The organism is Citrobacter braakii (assembly GCF_002075345.1).
Classification (GTDB): Bacteria; Pseudomonadota; Gammaproteobacteria; order Enterobacterales; family Enterobacteriaceae; genus Citrobacter; species Citrobacter braakii.
The window spans coordinates 61,498-86,213 of record NZ_NAEW01000018.1 but is presented as its reverse complement, the minus strand read 5'-3'; the positions used below and the strand labels follow the sequence as shown (position 1 = coordinate 86,213).

Here is a 24,716-nt window from a genome sequence, read left to right as displayed (position 1 = left end):
TTAGGCCTGCCGCCAGCGTTCAATCTGAGCCATGATCAAACTCTTCAATTTAAGTTTGATGCTCGTGAATTAAACTTCGTAATGAATTACGTGTTCACTCAGAGACTTGGTATTCATTTTTCGTCTTGCGACGTTAAGAATCCGTATCTTCGAGTGCCCACACAGATTGTCTGATAAATTGTTAAAGAGCAGTTGCGACGCGCTTTAGCGCTCTGTCGCGAGGTCCCGTATATTACGTTTTCCTCATTCAGAGTCAAGCATTTATTTTTGCTTTTCTCTGCGAGATCCTCAGTGGAACCCCGCTGACCCGGCGGTTTGTAATCCGTTGTTCCGTGTCAGTGGAGGCGCATTATAGGGAGTTATTTCAGGCTGACAAGGGGAAATTTAAAATAATTTTCCGAGTGCGTATTTTTTATTCTTTGTGCTTATTTTGACAACGTTTTGTGGGTTAATTGGGCGATTTCCCGCGCGAAATCCGCGACCTGTTCCCAATCGGTATACACCACTTCTTTATTGGTATCTGTTTCACCGCCTGACATCTTCATTATCAGTTGGATCATTACGCGGTCATACCAGCGATAGCGTGGATACAGCAAAGCGCCAGCAATAACCGCACTGCGATCAGGCCGCCACGGCGAACTCATCAGGAACTTACGCGCATAGCTGTTAGTTTGCGGCGTGCGTTTCTCCGGTTTACGGGCAACCAGGTTTACGGAGTAGAAGGCACTCGGCATCGCGTTCAGCCGCGTGGCATGCTTTTTCACAAACTCCTGAAAAGCTGCATGGTAATGACCATAGCGAATCGAGGCGCCAATCACCACGCTGTCATAATTTTGCCAGTCAGGCTCCGCGGTACGATGCAAATTAACGACATCCGCCCAAACACCCAGCTCTTTGAGTTCAGAAGCCAGATACTCGGCGATTTCACGCGTTTGTCCGTCCCGGGAAGAAAAAAGAATCAGTGTTTTCACGTGTTACTCCATTATTCACGCCAGAAAGTAGGGGTAAAGAGTACCAGCAGGGTAAAGACCTCCAGACGACCAAACAGCATATTGGCAATCAGGATCCACTTCGCCACGGGGTTCATACTGGCAAAGTTGTCGGCGACAACCCCCAGCCCTGGCCCCAGGTTATTCAGCGTCGCCACAACAGAGGCAAACGCGGAGAAGTCATCAACACCGGTCGCAATAATCGCCAGCATACTGATAATAAAGACCAGCGCATAGGCAGAGAAGAATCCCCACACAGCTTCAAGGATTCGCTCCGGCAAAGCACGGTTACCCAGCTTGATACTGTAAACCGCATTCGGGTGGACCAGTCGTTTCAATTCGCGGTTACCCTGCTTAAACAGCAACAGGATACGAATCACCTTCAAGCCACCGCCCGTCGAACCGGCACAGCCGCCAATAAAAGCAGAACATAGCAACAGCACCGGCAGGAACAGCGGCCAGCGGGCAATACTGTCCGTAGTAAATCCGGCGGTCGTCGCCATCGATACCACCTGAAAAAAAGCCTGGTTGATGGTCGTGAGTGCCGAACCGTAGGTATTGTGTATCCACAGCACCAGCGTACAGACAGCCACCAGCGTAAGCTGCACCCCAATGAACATGCGGAATTCTGGATCGCGCCAGTAGACCTTCAGGCTGCGACCGCTGAGTAAAGAGAAGTGCAGACCATAGTTACAACCGGAGATCAGCAAGAAGATAGCAATAATGGTGTTAATCGTGGGACTGTCGAAATACCCCACGCTGGCATCGTGTGTGGAAAAGCCGCCGATGGCTATCGTAGCAAAGCTGTGCCCAATAGCGTCAAACGCGGGCATCCCGGCAAACCATAGCGCCAGCGCACACGCCACCGTCAGTAATACATAGATAAGCCACAGCGTTTTCGCCGTTTCGGCAATACGCGGACGCATTTTGTTATCTTTCAGCGGGCCCGGCATTTCTGCCCGGTAGAGCTGCATCCCACCGACGCCAAGAATAGGCAGAATAGCCACCGCCAGCACGATGATCCCCATCCCGCCGAACCATTGCAGCATCTGTCGATAAAAGAGGATAGCGTGTGGCAATGAATCCAGCCCCACCAGCGTTGTAGCCCCCGTGGTGGTTAATCCGGAGAAGGATTCAAAAAAAGCGTCGGTTATCGTGAGGTTAGGGCTTTCCGCAAAGATGAACGGTAGCGCACCCACGCTACCCAGCACGGTCCAGAACAAAACGACAATCAGAAACCCTTCGCGCGATTTCAGCTCGCCCTTCTCTTTACGGTTTGGCCACCACAGCATGGAACCGATCGCCAGAGCAACGAAGAAAGTTTGGGTAAACGCACGCCCTGCCCCATCGCGGTAGATGAGCGCTACCAGTCCGGGGATAATCATTGTCCCCGAGAATAAGATGACCAGTAGTCCAACGATTCGGGTGATGGCGCGAAAATGCATCTCTGCCGCTTCCTTAGTTCTTTAAAATGAGGTGGGGATTATTCTTCAATCGCTAACAATTGCAATGAACCACGACTAAAATCCGCCAGTTTTGCCGAAAATTCATCCACTTTGGCATAAGGAAGCGCCACCCTGAGCCGAACAAAAGCCTGGTAATCACTGGCAACAACTTTACCGTCAAACTGCCCCAGCAAAGCTTCAATGCCTGCCAGCTGACCGTACTCACACTGCAAAGTATATTCGGTTAATGGCGTCTTGCGCTGCGTCGTTAACTGACGCAACGCCTGATTCACGCCGCCACCGTAGGCTTTCACTAGCCCACCCGTACCCAGAAGGATACCGCCGTAGTAGCGCACCACCACCGCGGTAATCTCACCGATGCCACTCCCCATCAGCTGCGCGAGCATCGGTTTGCCTGCCGTACCTGCCGGTTCGCCATCGTCTGAAAATCCCAGCTGCTGCGAGTCATTGGGCGCGCCCGCCACCCACGCCACACAATGGTGGCGGGCGTCCGGGTGTTCCATTTTGACTGACTCAACAAACGCTTTCGCCGCGTCTACGCCGTCCGTATGGGCGAGCAGCGTAATGAAGCGGCTTTTTTTGATCTCTTCAACGACGCTTACCGGCGCCGCAGGGATTAACCAACTGTCCATTACGCCAGTTTTAAATCCCTTGTCATGTTTTCGATATTGTTCTCGTGGACCACCACGTTATCTTCAATACGAATACCGCCGAACGGTTTCAGGGCTTCAATTTTCTGCCAGTTGAAGTGTTTGCTGAACTGCCCTTCACGCCACGGCGCCAACAGCGATTCAATGAAGTAGATGCCCGGTTCGATGGTCAGGACCATGCCCGGTTGCAGCACGCGGGTGCAACGCAGGTAAGGATACTTCGACGGCGCGGCCAGATGCGTACCGCTGTCATCTTGCATAAAGCCAGCGACATCGTGTACCTGCAGGCCCAGCGGGTGACCAATACCATGCGGCATAAACGGCCCGGTAAGATCGTTTTCCACCATCGCCTCTTCACTCATATCGGTGATGATTTGATGCTTACGCAGCAGCTTCGCGATGCGCTGATGGAACTGAATGTGATAATCCACGTAGCTGGTGCCCGCTTTCATAGTGGCAATCAGCGCCAGTTGCTCGTCATTCACATCCTTCACCAGATGCGCATAGTCGTTGTCGCTTTTCGCCGACCACGTACGCGTCAGGTCTGCTGCATAGCCGTTGTATTCCGCACCGGCGTCCAGCAGGAAACTGCGGATTTCAGACGGAGCCTGATGATCCAGCCTGGTATAATGCAGAACCGAAGCATGCTCGTTAAGCGCCACGATGTTGCTGTACGGCACGTCGGTGTCGCGATGACCGGTAGCAGTCAGGTAAGCGAGGTTGATGTCAAACTCGCTCATCCCGGAACGGAACGCTTCTTCCGCGGCACGGTGTCCATTCACCGCCATTTTCTGTGCTTCGCGCATACAGGCCAGTTCGTAATCTGTTTTGTAAGCACGATAATAATGTAGGTAGTCGATAACCCCTTTCGGGTTGATATTGCTGGCCGCGATGTCCAGCTGCAGCGCGCGTTCCGGAACCGGACCGATGTAACCGATATTGCCGCGAGCAGCAGGCAGTTGGCTACCGATACCATCAGCTTTTGGCAGCGCGATGATCTCAATTTCTTCCGTCCAGAAAGAGGTCGGCAGCGGCTCAACGTTGTGCCAGTAATCGACCGGCAGGTAGAACCACAATTTCGGCTTATTCACGCCATCCACCAGCAACCAGCAGTTAGGAACCTGCGTTACAGGCACCCAGGCTTTGAATTGCGGATTGACCTTAAACGGGTAGGGATGATCGTCGAGAAAGACGTTAACAAGTTCTCCTGAGTGAATAAGTAATGCATCCAGCTTGAAGCGCTCCAGCGCGTCGCGCGTCCGTTCTTGTAGGGTAACGATATGATTTTTATAGAGTGCGGCCAGTGATTCCATTTTCTATCCTTCTGTTTTTTTGACCTCAAGTGTCCGCATCTTAGCACATCGTTTTGTGAGTGCGTGATTTCTGCCGAGCGTGATCAAATCGTCATTTCTTTAATCATTCATTTGCATTTTATTAACATAAAACACACACTTCGATTCATCTGGTATGACCAGATCACCTTGCGGATTCAGGAGACTGACATGCTTTACAAAGGCGACACCCTGTACCTCGACTGGCTGGAAGATGGCATCGCCGAACTGGTGTTCGATGCCCCAGGCTCAGTCAATAAACTCGACACGGCCACCGTTGCCAGCCTGGGCCATGCGCTTGACGTGCTGGAAAAACAACCGAATTTAAAAGGGCTGCTGCTGCGTTCTAACAAAGCAGCCTTTATTGTTGGTGCCGACATCACCGAATTCCTTTCACTGTTCCTCGTGCCTGAAGAGCAACTGAGCCAGTGGCTGCATTTTGCCAACAGCGTGTTTAATCGCCTGGAAGATCTGCCTGTTCCGACTCTCTCAGCGGTTAACGGCTATGCGCTGGGCGGTGGCTGCGAGTGTGTCCTGGCGACCGATTATCGTCTGGCTACGCCGGACCTGCGCATCGGCCTGCCAGAAACCAAGCTGGGCATTATGCCAGGCTTTGGCGGCTCCGTGCGTATGCCACGTATGCTGGGTGCGGACAGCGCGCTGGAAATTATTGCTGCGGGTAAAGATGTGGGTGCTGAGCAGGCGCTAAAAATCGGTCTGGTCGATGGCGTAGTGAAGCAAGACAAACTGCTTGATGGCGCGATCGCGGTATTACGTCAGGCGATTAACGGCGACCTCGACTGGAAAGCCAAACGTCAGCCGAAGCTGGAGCCGTTGAAACTCAGTAAAATTGAAGCGGCAATGAGCTTTACCATCGCCAAAGGTATGGTGGCGCAGACGGCAGGTAAGCATTATCCCGCACCGATTACCGCGGTAAAAACCATTGAAGCAGCGGCCCGTTTTGGTCGTGAAGAAGCGCTGAATCTGGAAAATAAAAGCTTTGTTCCACTGGCGCACACCAATGAAGCCCGCGCACTGGTTGGAATTTTCCTTAACGATCAATTCGTGAAAGCCAAAGCCAAAAAGCTCACCAAAAATGTTGAAGCGCCAAAGCAAGCGGCAGTGCTGGGCGCAGGCATTATGGGCGGCGGCATCGCTTACCAGTCGGCCTGGAAAGGCGTGCCGGTTATCATGAAAGATATCAACGACAAATCATTAACGCTGGGCATGACCGAAGCGGCCAAGCTACTGAACAAACAGCTTGAGCGCGGCAAAATTGACGGTCTGAAAATGGCGGGCGTTATTTCCACCATTCATCCCACCCTCGACTATAGCGGTTTCGAACGCGTGGACGTGGTAGTTGAAGCGGTCGTAGAAAACCCAAAAGTGAAAAAAGCGGTACTGGCGGAAACCGAAGATCAGGTTCGCCCGGACACCGTACTGGCTTCGAATACTTCCACCATCCCAATCAACGAACTGGCCAGCGCGCTTAAGCGTCCAGAAAACTTCTGTGGGATGCACTTCTTTAACCCGGTGCACCGTATGCCGCTGGTTGAGATCATTCGCGGCGAGAAAAGCTCGGATGAAACCATCGCTAAGGTTGTCGCCTGGGCAAGCCAGATGGGCAAAACGCCGATTGTGGTTAATGACTGCCCTGGTTTCTTCGTTAACCGCGTGCTGTTCCCCTATTTTGCCGGTTTCAGTCAGTTGCTGCGCGACGGGGCGGATTTCCGCAAAGTCGACAAAGTGATGGAAAAACAGTTTGGTTGGCCGATGGGCCCGGCTTATCTGCTGGACGTGGTAGGTATTGATACCGCGCACCACGCGCAGGCGGTGATGTCCGCAGGCTTCCCTCAGCGTATGCAGAAAGATTATCGCGATGCGATAGACGCCCTGTTTGATGCTAACCGTTTCGGGCAGAAAAACGGTCTCGGATTCTGGCGTTATAAAGAAGACAACAAGGGCAAGCCGAAGAAAGAAGAAGATGCCACCGTTGACGCTCTGCTGGCAGAGGTCAGCCAGCCGAAACGCGACTTCAGCGATGAAGAGATTATCGCCCGCATGATGATCCCTATGGTCAACGAAGTAGTGCGTTGCCTGGAAGAAGGCATTATCGCCAGCCCGGCAGAAGCCGATATGGCGCTGGTATACGGTCTGGGCTTCCCTCCGTTCCACGGCGGTGCGTTCCGCTGGCTGGATACGCTCGGCAGCGCGAAGTATCTCGATATGGCTCAGCAGTATCAGCACCTTGGTCCGCTGTATGAAGTTCCGGCCGGTCTGCGTGATAAAGCGCGCCATAACGAACCGTATTATCCCCAGGTTGAGCCAGCCCGCCCGGTTGGCAGCCTGAAAACGGCTTAAGGAGTCACAATGGAACAGGTTGTAATTGTTGATGCGATCCGTACCCCGATGGGCCGTTCGAAAGGGGGCGCGTTTCGGAACGTGCGGGCAGAAGATCTCTCTGCACATTTAATGCGTAGCCTGCTGGCGCGTAATCCGGCGCTGGAGCCAACCGCGCTTGATGACATTTACTGGGGCTGTGTGCAACAAACGCTGGAGCAGGGTTTCAATATCGCCCGTAATGCCGCGCTGCTAGCGGAAGTTCCGCACTCCGTTCCGGCCGTCACGGTCAATCGCCTGTGCGGTTCGTCCATGCAGGCGCTGCACGATGCGGCACGCATGATCATGACTGGTGATGCTCAGGCGTGCCTGATTGGCGGCGTTGAGCATATGGGCCATGTGCCAATGAGCCACGGCGTTGATTTCCACCCGGGTATGAGCCGCAACGTGGCGAAAGCCGCAGGGATGATGGGCCTGACCGCGGAAATGCTCTCCCGCATGCACGGCATCAGCCGTGAAATGCAGGACGCTTTCGCCGCACGTTCACACGCTCGCGCCTGGGCTGCAACACAGTCTGGCGCTTTTAAAAACGAAATCATCCCGACCGGCGGTCATGATGCCGACGGCGTGCTGAAGCAGTTTAACTACGATGAGGTTATCCGTCCGGAAACGACCGTTGAAGCGCTCTCCACCCTGCGCCCGGCGTTCGATCCGGTGAACGGAACGGTGACTGCCGGTACCTCCTCTGCGCTCTCCGACGGCGCAGCGGCGATGCTGGTAATGAGCGAAAGCCGCGCCCGTCAGTTGGGTCTGACGCCGCGTGCCCGTATTCGTTCGATGGCTGTTGTCGGCTGCGATCCGTCAATCATGGGTTACGGCCCGGTTCCGGCCTCAAAGCTGGCGCTGAAAAAAGCGGGACTCTCCACCAGCGACATCGGCTTGTTTGAGATGAACGAAGCCTTTGCCGCTCAGATCCTGCCGTGTATTAAAGATCTGGGGCTGATGGAGCAGATCGATGAGAAGATCAACCTCAACGGCGGGGCGATCGCCTTGGGTCACCCGCTGGGCTGTTCTGGGGCGCGTATCAGCACCACCCTGCTCAACCTGATGGAACGCAAAGACGTGCAGTTTGGTCTGGCGACGATGTGTATCGGGTTAGGTCAGGGTATCGCAACGGTATTTGAGCGAGTTTAATCAAAGCATGCCGGGGGCGCTTCGCTTGCCCGGCCTACGAAATGTTATCTCAAAGCCATTGGTGCCAGAACAAGGCGGCAAGCGAATGAATCCCGATGAGCTTACGTATAGTAAGTGATTCGGGTGAATGAGCGAAGCCAACACAGTTATGGTGCCAATGGCGAAGAGAGAAAGTTTAGTTGCCGTTCTTCCCGCCTGTCAGGGGCGGGTTTTTTATTTCCCTGAACTACCACGCACCACTAACTGCACCGGCAGCAGCAGATTCTCTTCCTGATTTTCTTCCAGCAGTAAACGCAGCGCTTCACGCCCCAGCTGTTTTTTATCAACCGCAATGGTAGTCAGCGGCGGATGTGACCAGGCCGCAGCATCGATATCATCAAACCCCACCAGCGCAAGATCTTCCGGGATACGTATACCCTGCTGCGCACACACCTGCTGAACAACCATCGCTGCCGCGTCGTTATAGGCAAAAATGGCATCGGGCGGCTCTGGCAGTCTGAGTAGCTCATTAACCGCATCCACCAGAGATTGCTCGGTATCCAGCAGCGGCGGCGCAACGACATCGTACTCTGGCGGCATTAGCAAACGGGCTTCATACAATGCCTGACGGTAGCCCTTTTCACGCTGACGGATGCTGTAGTGTGCGAGCGTACTGGCAAGAAAAGCAATGCGGCTGCGGCCTTGTGCAATCAGATGTTGCGTGGCCAGATAGCCGCCCAGAGTATTGTCAGGATTCACGCAAGGCAGTCCTGGCGCCCAGAGATCCACCAGCACCAGCGGCAATTTCATCTGTTGTAGCAGCCCAAGCAACTCAGGTTCAAAAAATCCCGCGCAGATCAGCGCATCAGGCTGGTGCAGCATCACCTGCTCACTCACTGCATCGCCTGGACCTATAGAGAGAAAGCTCAGCGCAACCCCCTTTTCGCGACACAGATCTTCTATCCCCAGCAGCAGTTGAGAGTAAAACGGTAAAGCCCGGCTGATATTGTGCTGGCGATGCAGTAAAAACAGGACACGTTTGATTTTGTCTGCGCGCAGGCGAGAAAAATCATAACCCTGTTGCTGCGCCACTGAAATAATGCGCTGTCGGGTCTCTTCCCGCAGCCCCGGTTGCCCTTTTAGCGCGCGGGAAACAGCGCCAACCGAGACGCCACAAGCGTCGGCAATGTCTCTGATACGTACAGGTTTCGTCATTTCAGTCTCATGGATTTACTGTGGCTTGTTGTGCCCCCAGCCAGGCTGCGCCGCGTACGCCGCTGCTGTCGCCGTGGCGGGCCTGAACGATCGGTGTGCGGCACTGTTTACCAAACACGTACTGCGCCACTCGCGCCTGTAAACCTGAGTACAGTAAATCGATATTGGATACCCCGCCCCCCAGCACGATAACATCGGGATCGAGCATATTCACCACACTCGCCAGCGCGCGAGCCAGTTGATCGCAATAGCGTTCCCACAACAAACAGGCGTCTGCATCACCCGATGCTACCCGTTGCATAATTTGTGGCACCCCCATATGTTGCGCGGTGTGATTCATATACTGACGCTCCAGGCCACTACCGGAAATAAAGCTCTCAATACAGTTCAACTGTCCGCAATAGCATGTCACTTCAGCCCCGTCCCGAGATCCGTGGTAGCGCGGCAAGGCATTATGCCCCCACTCTCCGGCACAGGCGTTAGGGCCGGAGATCAACCGGTTCTCGATGCACAGACCACCGCCGCATCCGGTACCGAGGATCACACCAAATACCACGCTATGCCCACGCCCACTACCGTCCATCGCTTCTGACAGGGTAAAGCAGTTGGCATCATTGGTAACGGGCACTGGCATTCCTAATGCACGCTCGAGATCTTGCGCAAAGGCCTGCTGATTCAGCACCAGAATGTTGGAATTCTTAATCAAACCTTCGCTATCCACCGCACCTGGCACCCCGACGCCAACCGATAAAGGCTGATTAATGGCCTGCATAGCCCTGGCTATCATCTCCGTCACGGCCTGGAAAAAATCACTGTAACGGTGCTTTGGTGTCGCACATCGTTCGCGGTAAACAATTTCACCCGCGTTATCAATCACCACCGCTTCGATTTTAGTCCCGCCGATATCCAGTCCGAGCCTCATGGTTTTTCCTCATTTACATCTCACAATGCGATGCGGTTTAGCTTGCCTATTTTGTTTACTAAACACATGGAGAGCTGTCACAAAAACTCAATTTATGTTTGAGTGACGGACATATTATGTTTACTAAAAAATAATTATGATGAGAAAGAGAGGCAATGACGCCGGGCCTGCGCCCTGCTAGTTGGAAGACAGATGATTGATGGATGCGCCGGAAGGGCTCCGGCGCACAGCGCTTAAATGAACGCGAAAGCGTCGCCAAACAGGCGATCTTCACGCGCACTGCGTTCATTACAGAACAGATCGCGCGCGATTTTGGCCATTTCAAAACGACCGGCAATGTAGATATCGTGCTCCGCCAGGGTACCGTAATCCTGCAATACCGCCGTTAACACGGTTCCCGTACGACCACGCCAGCCGTCTTCTGGCTGTTCCACCACTGGCTCAACGCGCAGATTCGGGTGATTAACAGACAACGCTTCCAGTTCGGAGAGATCGTAGAGATGCTTCTCTTCGCGCCCACCCCAGTAAATGGTGATATCGCGGTTTGGATTACGCGCCAGCGCAGTAAGTAGAATGGAACGCACGTAAGAGAACCCTGTACCACCGGCAATCAGGATCAGCGGGCGCTCGTCTTCATCACGCAGCCAGGCTTCGCCATGCGGAATGTCGACCTTGATTTCCCGGTCTTTCAGAATGCGGTCCATCACAGCCATGGCATAAAGATTTAGCTCAGAGGCGCCAACGTGCAGCTCAATGAATCCTTGCTCGTCCGGCGTGGATGCCATGGAGAACGGACGCTTATCCCTTTCGTCCATCACGACCATTAAATACTGGCCAGCACGAAAGGAAAACGCCGCGTCTGGCACTAAACGAACGCGATATACGGTATCAGTGATAGCTTCTACCGAGGTCACTTTACAGCTTAAGGTTGTCATGCGCTCTCTCTGTCGGATCAATAGGCAAAACGATCGCGCCTCAGGCGCTTTTGCCGTCATTAAAGATGGCCAGTTCATCCCAAATTGCGTCAATACGCGCAGTTACTTCAGGATCTTTTTTAATCGGGCGTCCCCATTCGCGTTGGGTTTCGCCCGGCCATTTATTTGTGGCATCCAGCCCCATTTTTGAACCCAGGCCGGAAACCGGCGAGGCAAAGTCCAGGTAATCAATTGGCGTATTCTCTACCAGTACCGTATCCCGAGCCGGGTCCATACGGGTAGTAATTGCCCAAATCACATCATTCCAGTCGCGTGCATTGACATCATCATCGCAGACAATAACAAATTTGGTGTACATAAACTGGCGCAAAAACGACCAAACACCCATCATGACGCGTTTGGCATGACCAGCGTACTGTTTTTTCATCGTCACCACGGCCAGACGATATGAACAGCCTTCCGGAGGCAGGTAAAAATCGACGATTTCCGGGAACTGCTTTTGCAGAATAGGAACGAAAACTTCGTTCAGCGCCACGCCAAGCACCGCGGGCTCATCAGGCGGACGTCCGGTATAAGTAGAGTGATAAATCGCCTCTTCACGCTGGGTAATGTGCGTGACGGTAAAGACCGGAAAGCTATCTACTTCGTTGTAGTAGCCGGTATGATCGCCATACGGTCCTTCCGGGGCCAGCTCACCCGGTTCGATATACCCTTCCAGCACGATTTCAGCACTGGCGGGCACTTCCAGATCGTTGGAAATACATTTGACCACTTCGGTTTTGGTGCCACGTAACAGCCCGGCAAATGCGTACTCGGATAATGTATCAGGGACGGGCGTCACGGCCCCCAGAATGGTCGCAGGATCTGCCCCCAACGCCACCGAAACCGGGAAGCGTTCTCCAGGATGCGCCGCACACCACTCCTGGTAATCGAGCGCGCCGCCGCGGTGGGACAGCCAGCGCATAATAAGCTTGTTTTTGCCAATCAGCTGCTGGCGATAAATGCCCAGATTCTGCCGCTCTTTATGCGGACCACGCGTTACGGTTAGCCCCCAGGTAATCAGCGGTGCGGCATCTTCCGGCCAACAGGTCATAATCGGAATACGGTTTAAATCGACGTCATCACCGGAGTAGATTTTTTGCTGACAAGGCGCACCGCGCAACCGCTTAGTCGGCATGTTCAGCACCTGCTTAAACTGCGGCAGCTTATCAAACAGATCGCGGAATCCTTTCGGTGGCTCCGGCTCTTTCAAAAACGCCAACAGTTTACCGACTTCCCGTAGTGCCGAGACATCTTCCTGCCCCATCCCCATCGCAACACGCTTCGGTGTGCCAAACAGGTTACACAGCACCGGCATGGAATAGCCTTTAGGATTCTCAAACAGTAACGCAGGCCCGCCAGCACGCAGAGTGCGATCGGCAATTTCAGTAATTTCCAGGTGGGGATCCACCTCAAGCGAAATGCGTTTGAGCTCGCCCTGCTGTTCAAGCAGCGTCAGGAAGTCGCGTAAATCGTGATATTTCATGGCGTCCATTGTGGCCTCTTCGTAAGCGCTTCATTATACGGCGTTCATCATTGTGATGCTGTATTTTTGTTAAATTAGCGTGAACTCTGGCAATACATATAAGCCCTGGGAGTATATATCCGTTGGGTTTCAGCCTGCTTTGAGGTGGGTATAATTAACTTAACTCATGGCTTTTGCTATGCTAGCGCTCAGAACAAGCGAATAAGAGTTATTATGCAATCCTGGTATTTACTGTACTGCAAACGTGGGCAACTTCAGCGAGCCCAGGAACACCTGGAAAGACAGGCGGTGAACTGCCTGACGCCTATGATCACCCTGGAAAAAATGGTGCGCGGTAAACGTACCACAGTCAGTGAACCACTATTCCCTAATTACATGTTTGTCGAGTTCGACCCGGAAGTGATCCACACCACCACGATCAACGCCACGCGTGGTGTCAGCCATTTCGTTCGTTTTGGAGCGACGCCTGCGACCGTCCCATCCCCCGTAATTCACCAGCTTTCTATCTACAAGCCTGAAGGTATTGTTGACCCGCAAACCCCTCAGCCAGGGGATAGCGTGATTATTACTGAAGGGGCGTTTGAGGGGCTGAAAGCGATCTTCACCGAACCGGATGGCGAAGCGCGTTCCATGCTGCTACTTAACCTCTTGAATAAAGAGATTAAGCAGAGCGTGAAAAATACCGGTTTTCGAAAAATATAAGTCGTTTAGAAGGTCACTTCGAACAGCGTTCTGACGTTGGCATCAATGGTTGCTGACAGCCATTGAGGGTCTTCCCCACGCCAGTGAGCAATTCGCTCAAGAATATGCGGCAGGTGCGCCGGTTCATTGCGACGTGACGTCGGTTTAGGCGTTAAGTCGCGAGGGAGCAGGTAAGGTGCATCGGTTTCTATCAGCAGTCTTTCCACCGGAATAAACGGCAGCAGCTCCCGCAGTTCCATCCCCCGGCGTTCATCACAGACCCACCCGGTGATACCGATATAAAGCCCTCGGTCCACGCAGTCCTGCATCTCCTGGCGCGAACCGGTGAAACAGTGCAGCACCGCGCCTGGGAGGCTGTCCAGCCACGGCTCCAGCAACGTCAGAAAACGCTCATGCGCATCCCGACAATGCATGAAAATCGGCATCTGCAGTTCAGCAGCAATGCGCAGTTGCGCTTCAAAAGCACGTTCCTGTTCCTGCGGCGTGGAGAAATTGCGATTGAAATCCAGGCCGCACTCACCAATAGCGACTACCTTCGACTGGTTTGCCAGCGTGATAATCTCGTCTTCCGTTGAGGATTGCCATTGGCTGCTGTCATGCGGGTGCACGCCAGCCGTGGACCAGCAATGCGGATAATGCTGCGCCAGCTTTAACGCCTGCTGGCTTTCGTGAAGGCTTGTTCCGGTCAGAAGCATACCGTTTACGCCCGCAGCAAAGGCGCGCGCCACGACCTCATCCCGGTCTTTCGCAAATTGTGAACTGGTTAAATTAACGCCAATATCAAACATGCTTCCTCCCATATGACAACCGCCCTGACGGGCGGTTGAATTTATTCTTCAGTTTTCTCGGTGGCTTCGGCTTCTTTTGCTTCTTCAGCCTCGTTGTCCTCATCTCTCGTACGTCGCTTACCGACATAGAAACGAGAGAAGAAAACACCCACCTCGAACAGGCAGTACATCGGTATCGCCAACAACGTTTGCGAGAAGACATCTGGCGGAGTCAGTAGCATCCCGACGACAAAAGCACCCACCACAACATAAGGACGTTTTTTACGTAAATCATCTGGCGTCGTAATGCCCATCCAGCATAGCAGCACGATGGCGACAGGCACCTCAAAAGAGACACCGAAAGCCATAAATAGCGCCATTACAAAGCTGAGATAGCTGGCAATGTCCGTTGATACCTGCACGCCTTGCGGAGCCGTGTTGGCCAGAAAACCAAACGCTAACGGGAAGACAACAAAATAGGCGAATGCCATGCCGATGTAGAACAACAACGAACTGGAGACCAGCAGCGGAACAACCAGACGGCGTTCATGTTTATACAACGCTGGCGCAATAAATGCCCACACCTGGTAGAGGATCACTGGCGCTGACAGGATCAGCGATACCATGAAGGTCAACTTGATTGGGGTAAAGAACGGCGAAGCCACATCGGTGGCGATCATTGTTGCACCCTGCGGCATCTGTTTAATCAACGGTGCCGCGACCATATGGTAAATGTCGTTGGCAAAGTAAACCAACGCCAGAAAGATCACGATTACCGCAATGATGCAGTTCAGGAGTCGCTTACGCAGCTCAATAAGATGCGTGATGAGCGGTTGGGTATCTTCTACAGCCATGTTTACGGTTTATCACTCGACGAGGGGGAGGATTCGGCAACAGGTGCGACAGCTTTCTTTTCTGCATCCATTAACGTAGCGGAAGTGTTTTCCGTTGGCTCTGGCGTTTTAGCACCCGTGGATTCCGGTTTTTGCTCCGGCGAACTGGCCTGGTTTTCAGCGGCAGCAGGGGTGACCCCTTCTCGCTGCGCTTCAGTTTCTTTCACCACCGGATTATGGATAGTGTGCGCTTCATCGCTCTCTTTCTCAGGATCGTGCACACTGTAAGAACGCTTCATCGACTCTGCCGCTTCACGCAGCTCATCCATTGAGGCTTTCAACTCCGGGGTCAGATTTGTCAGGCTCGCTTTCTCTACTTTCTTCAGGCTGTCCTGAAACTCCTGAAGCTTAAGCTCCTGGGTCAGTTCATTCTGAACAGTAGTTGCCAGGGAACGCAAAGCACGAACCCAGCCAGCAACCGTTTTTACCGCTACAGGTAATCGTTGCGGCCCCAGGACGATGAGGCCAATCACGAACACCAATAACAGTTCGCTAAAACCGATATCAAACACGGATTATACCTGCTCTTTATCTTGGCTTTTGGCGTCTTCTTTTTTCACTTCGCCCTGCTTATCGGTAATGGATTTAGCAGTAAAATCAGCGTCCTGGCTGGTTTTATCTTGCTTTGGCTCATCATCACCCATTGCTTTTTTGAAGCCTTTAATCGACGCGCCAAGATCGGAACCGATGGAGCCGAGTTTCTTGGTGCCAAATAGCAGTACAACGATGACGGCAATGATCAACAACTGCCAAATACTGATACCACCCATACATGTTCCTCTGTCATAGATGATGAATTAATAAGGCCGTAGTATACGTTACACGACCTGCCTAGGGCGATGAAAAATTCAGCGCATTTTGCGCCAGCCGATCAACCAGGCTAAGACGCCGCCGGCCATTAACCAGCCCGGCATAAGCCCCCACTCAGGACGGCTTACCAGCAGGAATGTTCCACTGAGCAACAATGTTGCACCAATGCCCAATAAATAACGGGATTGTCCCTGACGTACATGATTCGCGTGAAGCTCGCGGGCAATCTTATCAACACTGTGCTGTAAATATTTGCCCTGGCGCAAACTGTCATACACCAGTTCAGGTATTTCTGGCATTTTTTCGACCCAGAACGGTGCTTTTTCTTTAAATGCCCTAACAAGCGCCGGAATACCGACCTGATCTTTGATCCAGGATTCGAGGAAAGGCTTGGCCGTTTTCCACAAATCTAACTGCGGGTAGAGCTGACGTCCGACACCTTCAACGTACAGCAGCGTCTTCTGTAGCAATACCAGTTGAGGCTGAACTTCCATATTGAATCGGCGCGCTGTGTTGAACAGATTTAACAGCACATGACCAAAGGAAATCTCCGCCAGCGGTTTTTCGAAAATCGGCTCGCACACGGTACGAATGGCGAATTCAAACTCTTCTACGTTGGTATCCGGCGGAACCCAGCCAGAATCCACATGCAGTTCAGCAACTTTGCGGTAGTCGCGGTTAAAGAACGCGATGAAGTTTTCAGCCAGATAACGCTTATCTTCTTTGTTTAAAGAACCCACAATCCCACAATCAATACCAATGTATTTCGGGTTTTCAGGATGCTCATAACTCACGAAAATGTTCCCAGGGTGCATATCCGCATGGAAAAAGCTGTCGCGGAATACCTGAGTAAAGAAGACCTGAACACCGCGTTCAGCCAGCAGCTTCATATTGGTGCCGTTCTTCTCAAGCGAGGTGACATCTGAAACGGGAATACCGTAAATGCGCTCCATCACCATCATGTTCTGACTGCAATAGTCAGAGTACACTTCCGGGATGTACAGCATTGGGCTGTCTTCAAAATTACGTCGCAGCTGAATCGCGTTCGCCGACTCGCGCAGCAGATTCAGCTCATCAATCAACGTTTTTTCATATTCACGGACCACTTCTGTTGGTCGCAGGCGGCGGCCGTCTGGCATCAGGCGAGGTACCCAGCGAGCAAGGCGGTAGATCAGTTTTAAATCCGCTTTAATTACCGGCAGTATGTCCGGGCGGATAACTTTGATCACCACCTCTTTCCCATTCGATTTCAGTCGCGCGGTGTGAACCTGAGCAATAGACGCGGATGCCAGCGGTGTGATCTCAAAATCATCAAACCATTCCTCGACGGGCAGACCACCCATCGCCTCTTCGATTTGTTCTTTCGCTCTTTGCCCATCGAATGGGGCTACCCGATCCTGCAATAGCGCTAGCTGATCGGCGATGTGTGGCGGGAAAAGATCACGGCGGGTAGAGAGCATTTGCCCGAACTTAATCCACACCGGGCCGAGCTCCTGTAAAGCCAGTCTCAGCCGTTCTCCCAGCGGTTTGTCTTTATGTCGGTTGGGCATCCAGAACAGCGTGTAACGCCACAGCCGGAGTGGCAGCGTGATACGCATTTTGGGGATGAGTTCATCAAGACCGTAGCTTAAAAAAGTGCGAATGATGAAATAAAGGCGCCGTACTTCACCTGGCGTCATTTGGCCTCCAGTTTTTCCAGCCGTTTGGCCAGAGATTCGACCGCACGCTCAACGGCTGCCGTTTCTTCTGCAAACCATGCAACCTCAAGCGGACCTGGAGCCATACGCCACTCTTCGGTGATCGCTTCGGCAACATAGCGCTGCTGGCGTTGAATGTTGTGGCACAGGAACTTCGCTCCACCACGCAAAACTTTGCTGACCCCTTCCGCGACGATATCGCCGGTATAAGGTGCTAACAGTTCTGCGGGATCAAACTCCGCCAGATCGGCCAACGCGACAAAGTTCTGTACCACCTGGATATCGCCCTGAACCTCCAGCTCACCACTGCGGATAAGCGTGGTGAGTTGCTGCCGGTCGCGTAATTTCGGTAACACGCTGGCATGTGTGATTACGGTGCAATCGGCTTCGCCTTCCCATGCCCCCAGCACATCGACCTGGCGCTCACTAAACACCAGCACTAACGGTGTTGAAAATCCTTTGAGCTCAACACGCAGCACTTTGCTCTGTAAACGCGTTCTGGCTGACTTGAGCGCAGGAGAACGATACAGAAAGGTGTTAAGCAAATTTTCAACGCCGGCGGTCACTAAGGGTTTTAAAGGCATCCCCAATCTCCTGTCAGAACTTGTAACCACGATGCAGCGCAACGACACCTGCCGTCAGGTTGTAGTAATCAACGCTTTCGAACCCGGCATCTTGCATCATTGCTTTTAAGGTGTCCTGATCGGGATGCATGCGGATGGACTCCGCCAAATAGCGATAACTGTCTGCATCGCTTGCCACCATAGAACCAATGCGCGGCAAAACGTGGAAAGAGTATGCGTCGTAGGCTTTACTCAGCGGTTCGATAATCGGCTTGGAGAACTCCAGCACCAGTAGACGTCCGCCCGGCTTCAACACGCGATACATAGATCGTAATGCTTTGTCTTTATCCGTTACGTTGCGCAGACCGAAAGAGATGGTGATGCAGTCAAACGTGTTGTCTGGGAAAGGTAATGCTTCCGCATTCGCCTGAACGTACTCAACGTTACCCACGACGCCGATATTACGCAGCTTTTCGCGACCCATTTTGAGCATTGAGTCGTTGATATCCGCCAGCACAACTTTGCCAGTTTCGCCTACCATGCGAGAGAATTTCGCCGTCAGATCGCCCGTACCGCCCGCCAAATCGAGAACGGTTTGCCCGCGACGCACGCCACTGCAGTCAATGGTGAAGCGCTTCCACAAACGATGAATGCCAAATGACATTAAGTCATTCATAACGTCATATTTAGACGCCACAGAATGAAAAACGTGGGCCACCATGTCAGCTTTCTGCTCTTTAGCGACGGTCTGAAAGCCAAAGTGCGTCGTTTCTTGTGAATTATCCACCATCTCAGTGCCTGCTCATCCAAAAAATGTTCAAGAAGTGTAACAGATTGGGCCAATTTGCCCTACCCTTCTGCCCGGTTCAACTACCCCAAACGGACTAGTTTGATTGCTGGTTTACCGCTTCATCATCAGGGTAAGGTTCATCCTGCTGCGTTTCAGGGACCGAGCGCAAGCGGTACTCTTCATCCTGCGTAGTGGCTTGTTCAGCCAGTTCAGGATTAATCTCGCGCTTAATTTCCACGCCTAAACTGCGAAATGCTTCTGCCTGTGACAGGACGTTTCCACGACCTGAAGAGAGTTTTTTCATCGCCTGTCGGTAGTTATCCTGGGCTTTATCCAGGCTTTGGCCAATTGCCGACATATCATCCACAAACAACCGCATCTTGTCATAAAGTTTGCTGGCCCGATCGGCAATCTGTTGCGCATTACGACTCTGATGCTCGTAGCGCCACAAGTTGGCAATCGTGCGCAATGCCACCAACAACGTGGTAGGGCTAACCAGCATAATGTTATTTTTAAGGGCTTCGGTAATCAGTTCAGGCTGTCTATCGAGCGCCAGTAAAAAAGCAGGCTCAACGGGGATAAACATCAGCACATAGTCAAGTGTGCGTAGCCCAGGAAGTTGCTGATAGTCTTTGCGCCCCAGCAGACGGATATGGTTTCGTACCGAGGCGATGTGCTCCTGCAACGCGCTCTCGCGGGTGTATTCATCTTCAGCATTAAAATAGCGTTCATAGGCGACCAGCGTCATTTTCGCGTCGATCACCACATCTTTGCCCTGCGGTAACCGGACGATGACATCTGGCTGCATCCGCGAACGGGCGTCGTTCTCAATGCTGACCTGGGTTTCGTATTCATAGCCTTCGCGCAGACCGGAAGCCTCAAGCACCCGCGTGAGTACGACCTCGCCCCAGTTGCCCTGCGTTTTGTTATCGCCTTTTAATGCCCGCGTCAGGTTTACCGCTTCCTGCGCCATCTGCGCGTTCAGTTGCTGCAGATTACGAATTTCGTGCGCCAGAGTATGGCGTTCTTGCGCCTCTTTACCAAAGCTATCCTGAACCTGGCGTCGAAAACCGTCCAGTTGTTCGCGAAGCGGTGTAAGCAGGCTGTTCAGGCTTTGGCGATTTTGCTCGTCTACACGACGGTTGCTGTGCTCGAAAATACGGTTCGCCAGATTTTCAAACTGTTCGCTCAGACGCTGTTCGCTGTTGATCATCTGGCGGATTTTATCTTCCGCATGCTGCTGCGTCGCTTCCAGTCGGGTAGTGACTTCTCGAAGATCGGCTTCCAGAGAGGTGTTGATGCTGTGCAGGCTGCGCAATTCGTTATTGAGTAATTCGCACTCATCGCGCCAGTGGGCTTCCTGTGAGAGCTGCTGGCGGGCGGCGCTTAGCGCAATATCCAGTTCGCGTCGTTCTTCGATGAGGTCGGCACGGATCCGATCGGCGTGCGCTTTTGTTGCCAGCCACCCCACCAGCAGCCCTGCGGCTAACGCCAGCACGGCACTCATCATAATTGAAATATCCACAACGCCCCCTTACAGCAACGACTTACCCGCATAAAATAGAATTGTGCTGTATAAACGTCCAGTTTAAAAGGGATTTCCTGCGAGGCACTACGCAAAATAAAAAGGCCGAACACGCCGGCCTTTTTGAATAGACGGGAGAATTACAGTAAACGACGCGCAGCTTCCACCACGATTTTCACCGCGTGGCTTTCTGTTTGTTTCATCGTTTCCGCATTAGGGATCTCTTGCTGAGTACGGTTCACGATAACACCCGCGACCATACCGGCACGCAGACCCTGGCTTGCGCACATGGTGAGCAGCGTAGCAGATTCCATTTCGTAGTTCATGACGCCCATAGACTGCCACTCTTCCATTGAGCCTTTGAAACGGCTCACTACGCGACCAGAGAAGGTGTCATAACGCTCCTGGCCCGGATAGAAGGTATCAGAAGACGCGGTAACGCCTACGTGGGTGGTGGCGCCGATAGATTTCGCCGCTTCCACCAGCGCGGTGGTGCACTCGAAGTCCGCGACGGCCGGGAATTCCATTGGCGCGAAGTGCAGGCTTGCACCGTCCAGACGGACAGATGCTGTGGTGACCAGTACATCACCTACATTGATATGTGGCTGGATGGCGCCAGTCGTACCGATACGCAGGAAGGTACGAATGCCCAGCTGTGCCAGTTCTTCTACGGCAATAGAGGTTGACGGACCGCCGATACCGGTAGAGCAAACGATCACGGCTTTACCATCCAGCTCAGCACGCCAGGTAGTGAACTCGCGATGAGATGCCAGCTTAACCGGCTTATCCATCAGCGCGGCGATCTTTTCCACACGCTCCGGGTCGCCAGGGACGATAGCGAGCTGAGCCCCTTGTAAATCGTTCTTAGTGAGGCCGAGATGAAAAACATCAGACTTAGACATAAAAACTCCTCTGTGAATCGGTTTTGTCAGAAGAAGCAAAAACACACTTTACCGAAGGCATGAACATATTTTCGTGACAGTCATCACTATGATGTAAATCAATTGCATTCCATTACCATAAAATAGTGACTTGAATCACATAAATGATGCGATGTAAGGAAGCCCTGCACAAAAGATAGACCGTTTAAGGCAATGTGGTTCGTTGCATGTGTCTATAGTTAACAATGCGCTTTTTGGCTGAATATTTAAGGGTACGGAGAATACCATGACAACACGACAATCTGGCTTTGCACCTGCTGTATCTCCACCGACGTCTACCACGGTTCACACTCCGGATAACGCCATTATCGCCGGTGTAACGTCCATACCTTCACAAGGCGATGATATGCCAGCGTATCACGCACGACCAAAACAGTCCGATGGCCCGCTGCCTGTGGTCATTGTCGTGCAGGAGATTTTTGGCATTCATGAACACATTCGTGACGTTTGCCGCCGTCTGGCTCTGGAAGGGTATCTGGCTATCGCACCAGAGCTCTATTTTCGTGAAGGCGATCCCAATGACTTTGCCGATATCCCTACGTTGCTCAGCAGCCTTGTCGCCAAAGTGCCTGACTCTCAGGTATTGGCCGATCTGGATCATGTCGCCAGTTGGGCTTCTCGTAACGGAGGAGATGCCCACCAGTTGATGATCACCGGATTTTGCTGGGGTGGACGCATCACCTGGCTGTATGCAGCTCATAATCCGCAGTTAAAAGCGGCGGTAGCGTGGTATGGCAAACTGGTGGGCGATAAAACTCTCAACTCGCCGAAACATCCTGTTGATATCGCGACCGATCTTAACGCCCCCGTTCTGGGACTTTATGGCGGCCAGGACACCAGTATTCCGCAAGATACCGTTGAAACAATGCGTCAGGCGCTACGCGCCGCCAATGCAAAAGCGGAAATCGTGGTCTATCCCGATGCCGGACATGCATTTAACGCCGATTATCGTCCGAGCTATCACGAAGAGTCCGCAAAAGATGGCTGGCTGAGAATGCTGGAGTGGTTCACACAATACGGCGGGAAGAAATAAACGTTAATTGCCCGGCAGCGACTACACCTTACCGGGCCTACAACTCTTGCTATTTCCTGTAAGCCGGGTAAGCGCTTGCGCTTCCCGGCCACCGGCTCTGAATTACGCCTGACGCAGGTTCTGCGCAGCTTTGACCATGTTCGCCAGCGCGGCGCGGGTTTCCGGCCAACCGCGCGTTTTCAGGCCGCAGTCCGGGTTGACCCACAGACGCTCGGCCGGAATACGCTGCTCGGCTTTCTTCAGCAGGGCTTCAATCCACTCCACGCTCGGGACGTTCGGCGAGTGAATATCGTATACGCCCGGCCCGATTTCGTTCGGATAGTCGAACTCTTCAAACGATTCCAGCAGCTCCATATCAGAGCGTGAAGTCTCAATGGTGATCACGTCCGCGTCCAGCGCCGCAATGGAGTCCATGATGTCGTTGAACTCGCAGTAACACATGTGGGTGTGGATCTGGGTTTCATCCTTCGCCACCGCCGCGTTAATGCGGAAGGCTTCCACGCCCCACTCCAGATACGCCGCCCAGTCGCTGCGGCGCAGTGGCAGACCTTCGCGCAGTGCCGGTTCGTCAATCTGGATGATGCCAATACCCGCCGCTTCCAGATCCGCTACCTCATCACGCAGCGCCAGCGCAATCTGCTTAGCGATGGTTTCACGCGTCACGTCTTCACGCGGGAATGACCAGCAGAGAATGGTCACCGGACCGGTCAACATGCCTTTTACCGGTTTGTCGGTCAGCGACTGGGCATACTTCGCCCACTCCACGGTAATCGCTTCCGGGCGGCTGACATCGCCAATAACCACCGGCGGCTTCACGCAGCGAGAGCCGTAGCTCTGCACCCAACCATTCTGGGTAAAGACGAATCCGTCCAGGTGCTCGCCAAAATATTCCACCATGTCGTTACGTTCGGCTTCACCGTGCACCAGCACGTCGAGCCCCAGACGTTCCTGTTCAACGATCGCCTGTTTGATATGTTCCGCGATACCGGTGCGGTAGTTACCGGCATCCAGATTGCCCTTTTTGAAGTCCAGACGCAGGCCGCGAATTTCCGTGGTTTGCGGGAATGAGCCGATAGTGGTGGTCGGCCATGCCGGCAGATTAAAGCGGGCACGCTGCGCTTCGGCGCGTACCGGGTAAGCGTTGGTACGTTGGCTGTCCTGGGCGGTGATCGCCGCCAGACGTTTTTCCACTGCGGTGTTGTGTACGCGGGTAGAGTGACGACGAGCCTGGATCGGTGCGCTCCACGCCACAATTGCCGCCGTATCACCGCTGTTCAACGCATCACGCAGCAGCGCCAGCTCGCCACATTTTTGTAGGGCGAAGGCAAACCAGCTCTTCACTTCTGCATCAAGGCGGGTTTCCACGCTGAGATCGATTGGGCTGTGCAGCAAGGAGCAGGAAGAAGCTACCCACAGGTCACGTTTCCCGACGATATCTTTAATTTGCGCGTATTTTTCGCTGAGATCGGCACGCCAGACGTTGCGACCGTTCACCAGCCCCGCTGACAGCAACCAGTCGGCAGGCAGACGTTTGTGCAGCTCGGCCACATCATCTTTACCGTGCACGAAGTCAACGTGCAGCCCCTGCACCGGCAGCGCGGTAATGGTATCCAGGTTTGGCGTTACGCCTTCGAAGTAGGTGGTCAGCAGCAGCTTCACCTGACCCGTCAGCGCGTCATACGCCGGTTTGAAGGCGTTCAGCCAAACCTGAGGCAGCTCCAGCACCAGAGCCGGTTCATCAATCTGCACCCACTCAATACCGCGTTTCGCCAGCTCAGCCAGCACCTGCTGGTAAACCGGCAGAATATCGTTCAACAGGCTCAGGCGGTCAAACTGTTCGCCCTTCACTTTCCCCAGCCACAGGTAAGTTACCGGTCCCAGCAGCACAGGTTTCACCTTGTGACCGAGCGCCAACGCTTCATCCACTTCATCCAACAGTTGGGTCCAGGTCAGTTTGAACTGCTGACCTTTGGTGAACTCTGGCACCATGTAGTGATAGTTGGTGTTAAACCATTTGGTCATTTCTGCCGCCGCCGCGGGCTCCCCGGTTGGTGCGCGGCCACGGCCAATGCGGAATAAGGTATCGATATCGACCGAGCCGTCTTTATTTTGATGACGAGCCGGAACGTTGCCGAGCAGCAGGCTGGTGGTCAGCACGTGATCGTACCAGGCAAAATCACCCACCGGCAGCAGGTCAACGCCCGCCTGCTTCTGCTGATCCCAGTGACGGGCACGCAGCTCGCGGCCAACGGTTAGCAAATCTTCACGGGAAGAATTTCCCGCCCAGTAGCTTTCTTGCGCTTTTTTCAGCTCGCGACGCAGGCCAACGCGAGGGAAACCGAGGGTGTGATTAAGTATTGTCATTTTTCTTCCTCTAATTATATGTAAATCCTATTGATTTTTAATTTAGGGAAGGTGGCAAGTTTATTCATCCCAGGAGCTTACTGAA

Annotated in this window: 22 protein-coding genes; 4 read left to right on the top strand and 18 right to left on the bottom strand. The window is 53.2% G+C overall.

What is annotated here, in order from left to right:
- Window positions 1-425: 425 nt before the first annotated feature.
- The 4 genes from hemG to pepQ are packed head-to-tail and all read right to left on the bottom strand — an operon-like array spanning window position 426 to window position 4,418.
- Window positions 426-971 (bottom strand): menaquinone-dependent protoporphyrinogen IX dehydrogenase, encoded by a 546-nt coding sequence (gene hemG / locus BZK42_RS23515; RefSeq protein ID WP_016155152.1) that lies wholly within the window; start codon window positions 969-971, stop codon window positions 426-428.
- An 11-nt stretch (window positions 972-982) separates the two neighbouring features.
- Window positions 983-2,434: a Trk system potassium transporter TrkH gene (trkH, locus tag BZK42_RS23510; RefSeq protein WP_003017848.1), complete on the bottom strand. Its 1,452-nt coding sequence runs from the start codon at window positions 2,432-2,434 to the stop codon at window positions 983-985.
- A 38-nt stretch (window positions 2,435-2,472) separates the two neighbouring features.
- On the bottom strand, window positions 2,473-3,087 hold the full coding sequence (locus BZK42_RS23505) for an IMPACT family protein (protein WP_047358737.1): 615 nt from the start codon (window positions 3,085-3,087) through the stop codon (window positions 2,473-2,475).
- A complete protein-coding gene (gene pepQ, locus BZK42_RS23500; protein ID WP_016155150.1) occupies window positions 3,087-4,418 on the bottom strand; it encodes a Xaa-Pro dipeptidase in 1,332 nt (443 codons plus the stop codon). The genes BZK42_RS23505 and pepQ overlap by 1 nt, the downstream gene beginning before the upstream one ends.
- A 189-nt stretch (window positions 4,419-4,607) precedes the next feature.
- Between pepQ and fadB the strand changes: the two genes are divergently transcribed.
- Window positions 4,608-6,797 (top strand): fatty acid oxidation complex subunit alpha FadB, encoded by a 2,190-nt coding sequence (gene fadB, locus BZK42_RS23495; RefSeq protein WP_080860412.1) that lies wholly within the window; start codon window positions 4,608-4,610, stop codon window positions 6,795-6,797.
- Between the two features lie 9 nt (window positions 6,798-6,806).
- Window positions 6,807-7,970: an acetyl-CoA C-acyltransferase FadA gene (gene fadA / locus BZK42_RS23490; protein WP_016155148.1), complete on the top strand. Its 1,164-nt coding sequence runs from the start codon at window positions 6,807-6,809 to the stop codon at window positions 7,968-7,970.
- A gap of 213 nt (window positions 7,971-8,183) precedes the next feature.
- Here fadA and BZK42_RS23485 read toward each other — a convergent pair whose 3' ends face one another.
- The 4 genes from BZK42_RS23485 to ubiD all read right to left on the bottom strand — a co-directional run bounded on the left by BZK42_RS23485 (window position 8,184) and on the right by ubiD (window position 12,555).
- Entirely contained in the window at window positions 8,184-9,164 is a 981-nt protein-coding gene (locus tag BZK42_RS23485; protein ID WP_016155147.1) for a LacI family DNA-binding transcriptional regulator, read from the bottom strand.
- Window positions 9,165-9,171: 7 nt separating this feature from the next.
- Window positions 9,172-10,086, bottom strand: coding sequence for an ROK family protein (locus tag BZK42_RS23480; protein WP_080860410.1), 915 nt, complete (start codon window positions 10,084-10,086; stop codon window positions 9,172-9,174).
- 233 nt (window positions 10,087-10,319) lie between these two features.
- Complete coding sequence (fre, locus tag BZK42_RS23475; protein ID WP_003828903.1) at window positions 10,320-11,021, bottom strand: NAD(P)H-flavin reductase; 702 nt, start codon at window positions 11,019-11,021, stop codon at window positions 10,320-10,322.
- Window positions 11,022-11,061: 40 nt separating this feature from the next.
- A complete protein-coding gene (gene ubiD, locus BZK42_RS23470; RefSeq protein WP_016155145.1) occupies window positions 11,062-12,555 on the bottom strand; it encodes a 4-hydroxy-3-polyprenylbenzoate decarboxylase in 1,494 nt (497 codons plus the stop codon).
- Window positions 12,556-12,759: 204 nt separating this feature from the next.
- Here ubiD and rfaH point away from each other — a divergent pair, with 204 nt between their 5' ends.
- On the top strand, window positions 12,760-13,248 hold the full coding sequence (gene rfaH / locus BZK42_RS23465) for a transcription/translation regulatory transformer protein RfaH (RefSeq protein ID WP_047358740.1): 489 nt from the start codon (window positions 12,760-12,762) through the stop codon (window positions 13,246-13,248).
- Between the two features lie 5 nt (window positions 13,249-13,253).
- Here the strand turns inward: rfaH and tatD are convergent, their stop codons facing one another.
- The 9 genes from tatD to udp all read right to left on the bottom strand — a co-directional run bounded on the left by tatD (window position 13,254) and on the right by udp (window position 21,195).
- Window positions 13,254-14,036: a 3'-5' ssDNA/RNA exonuclease TatD gene (gene tatD, locus BZK42_RS23460; RefSeq protein ID WP_047358741.1), complete on the bottom strand. Its 783-nt coding sequence runs from the start codon at window positions 14,034-14,036 to the stop codon at window positions 13,254-13,256.
- Window positions 14,037-14,077: 41 nt separating this feature from the next.
- Window positions 14,078-14,869 carry a Sec-independent protein translocase subunit TatC gene (gene tatC / locus BZK42_RS23455; RefSeq protein WP_016155142.1) on the bottom strand — a complete coding sequence of 264 codons (792 nt, stop codon included), beginning with the start codon at window positions 14,867-14,869 and terminating at the stop codon, window positions 14,078-14,080.
- A gap of 2 nt (window positions 14,870-14,871) precedes the next feature.
- Window positions 14,872-15,420: a Sec-independent protein translocase protein TatB gene (gene tatB, locus BZK42_RS23450; protein WP_080860409.1), complete on the bottom strand. Its 549-nt coding sequence runs from the start codon at window positions 15,418-15,420 to the stop codon at window positions 14,872-14,874.
- A gap of 3 nt (window positions 15,421-15,423) precedes the next feature.
- Window positions 15,424-15,678, bottom strand: a complete 255-nt coding sequence (gene tatA, locus BZK42_RS23445; RefSeq protein WP_003017888.1) for a Sec-independent protein translocase subunit TatA — start codon at window positions 15,676-15,678, stop codon at window positions 15,424-15,426.
- A gap of 78 nt (window positions 15,679-15,756) precedes the next feature.
- Window positions 15,757-17,397 carry a ubiquinone biosynthesis regulatory protein kinase UbiB gene (ubiB, locus tag BZK42_RS23440; RefSeq protein WP_016155140.1) on the bottom strand — a complete coding sequence of 547 codons (1,641 nt, stop codon included), beginning with the start codon at window positions 17,395-17,397 and terminating at the stop codon, window positions 15,757-15,759.
- The gene (gene ubiJ / locus BZK42_RS23435) at window positions 17,394-17,999 is read right to left on the bottom strand and encodes a ubiquinone biosynthesis protein UbiJ (RefSeq protein WP_080860406.1); all 606 of its coding nucleotides are present in this window, start codon (window positions 17,997-17,999) and stop codon (window positions 17,394-17,396) included. Before ubiJ ends, ubiB begins: the two co-directional genes overlap by 4 nt.
- A gap of 13 nt (window positions 18,000-18,012) precedes the next feature.
- Window positions 18,013-18,768, bottom strand: a complete 756-nt coding sequence (ubiE, locus tag BZK42_RS23430) for a bifunctional demethylmenaquinone methyltransferase/2-methoxy-6-polyprenyl-1,4-benzoquinol methylase UbiE (RefSeq protein ID WP_003017897.1) — start codon at window positions 18,766-18,768, stop codon at window positions 18,013-18,015.
- 94 nt (window positions 18,769-18,862) lie between these two features.
- Window positions 18,863-20,293 (bottom strand): DNA recombination protein RmuC, encoded by a 1,431-nt coding sequence (rmuC, locus tag BZK42_RS23425; RefSeq protein WP_019078423.1) that lies wholly within the window; start codon window positions 20,291-20,293, stop codon window positions 18,863-18,865.
- Between the two features lie 140 nt (window positions 20,294-20,433).
- Window positions 20,434-21,195, bottom strand: a complete 762-nt coding sequence (udp, locus tag BZK42_RS23420) for a uridine phosphorylase (RefSeq protein WP_006686084.1) — start codon at window positions 21,193-21,195, stop codon at window positions 20,434-20,436.
- A gap of 265 nt (window positions 21,196-21,460) precedes the next feature.
- On the opposite strand from udp, the gene BZK42_RS23415 reads away from it, so the two are divergent.
- A complete protein-coding gene (locus tag BZK42_RS23415; protein ID WP_016155137.1) occupies window positions 21,461-22,267 on the top strand; it encodes a dienelactone hydrolase family protein in 807 nt (268 codons plus the stop codon).
- A 102-nt stretch (window positions 22,268-22,369) separates the two neighbouring features.
- On the opposite strand, the gene metE is transcribed toward BZK42_RS23415, so the two are convergent.
- The gene (gene metE, locus BZK42_RS23410; RefSeq protein ID WP_080860404.1) at window positions 22,370-24,631 is read right to left on the bottom strand and encodes a 5-methyltetrahydropteroyltriglutamate--homocysteine S-methyltransferase; all 2,262 of its coding nucleotides are present in this window, start codon (window positions 24,629-24,631) and stop codon (window positions 22,370-22,372) included.
- Between the last annotated feature and the right edge of the window lie 85 nt (window positions 24,632-24,716).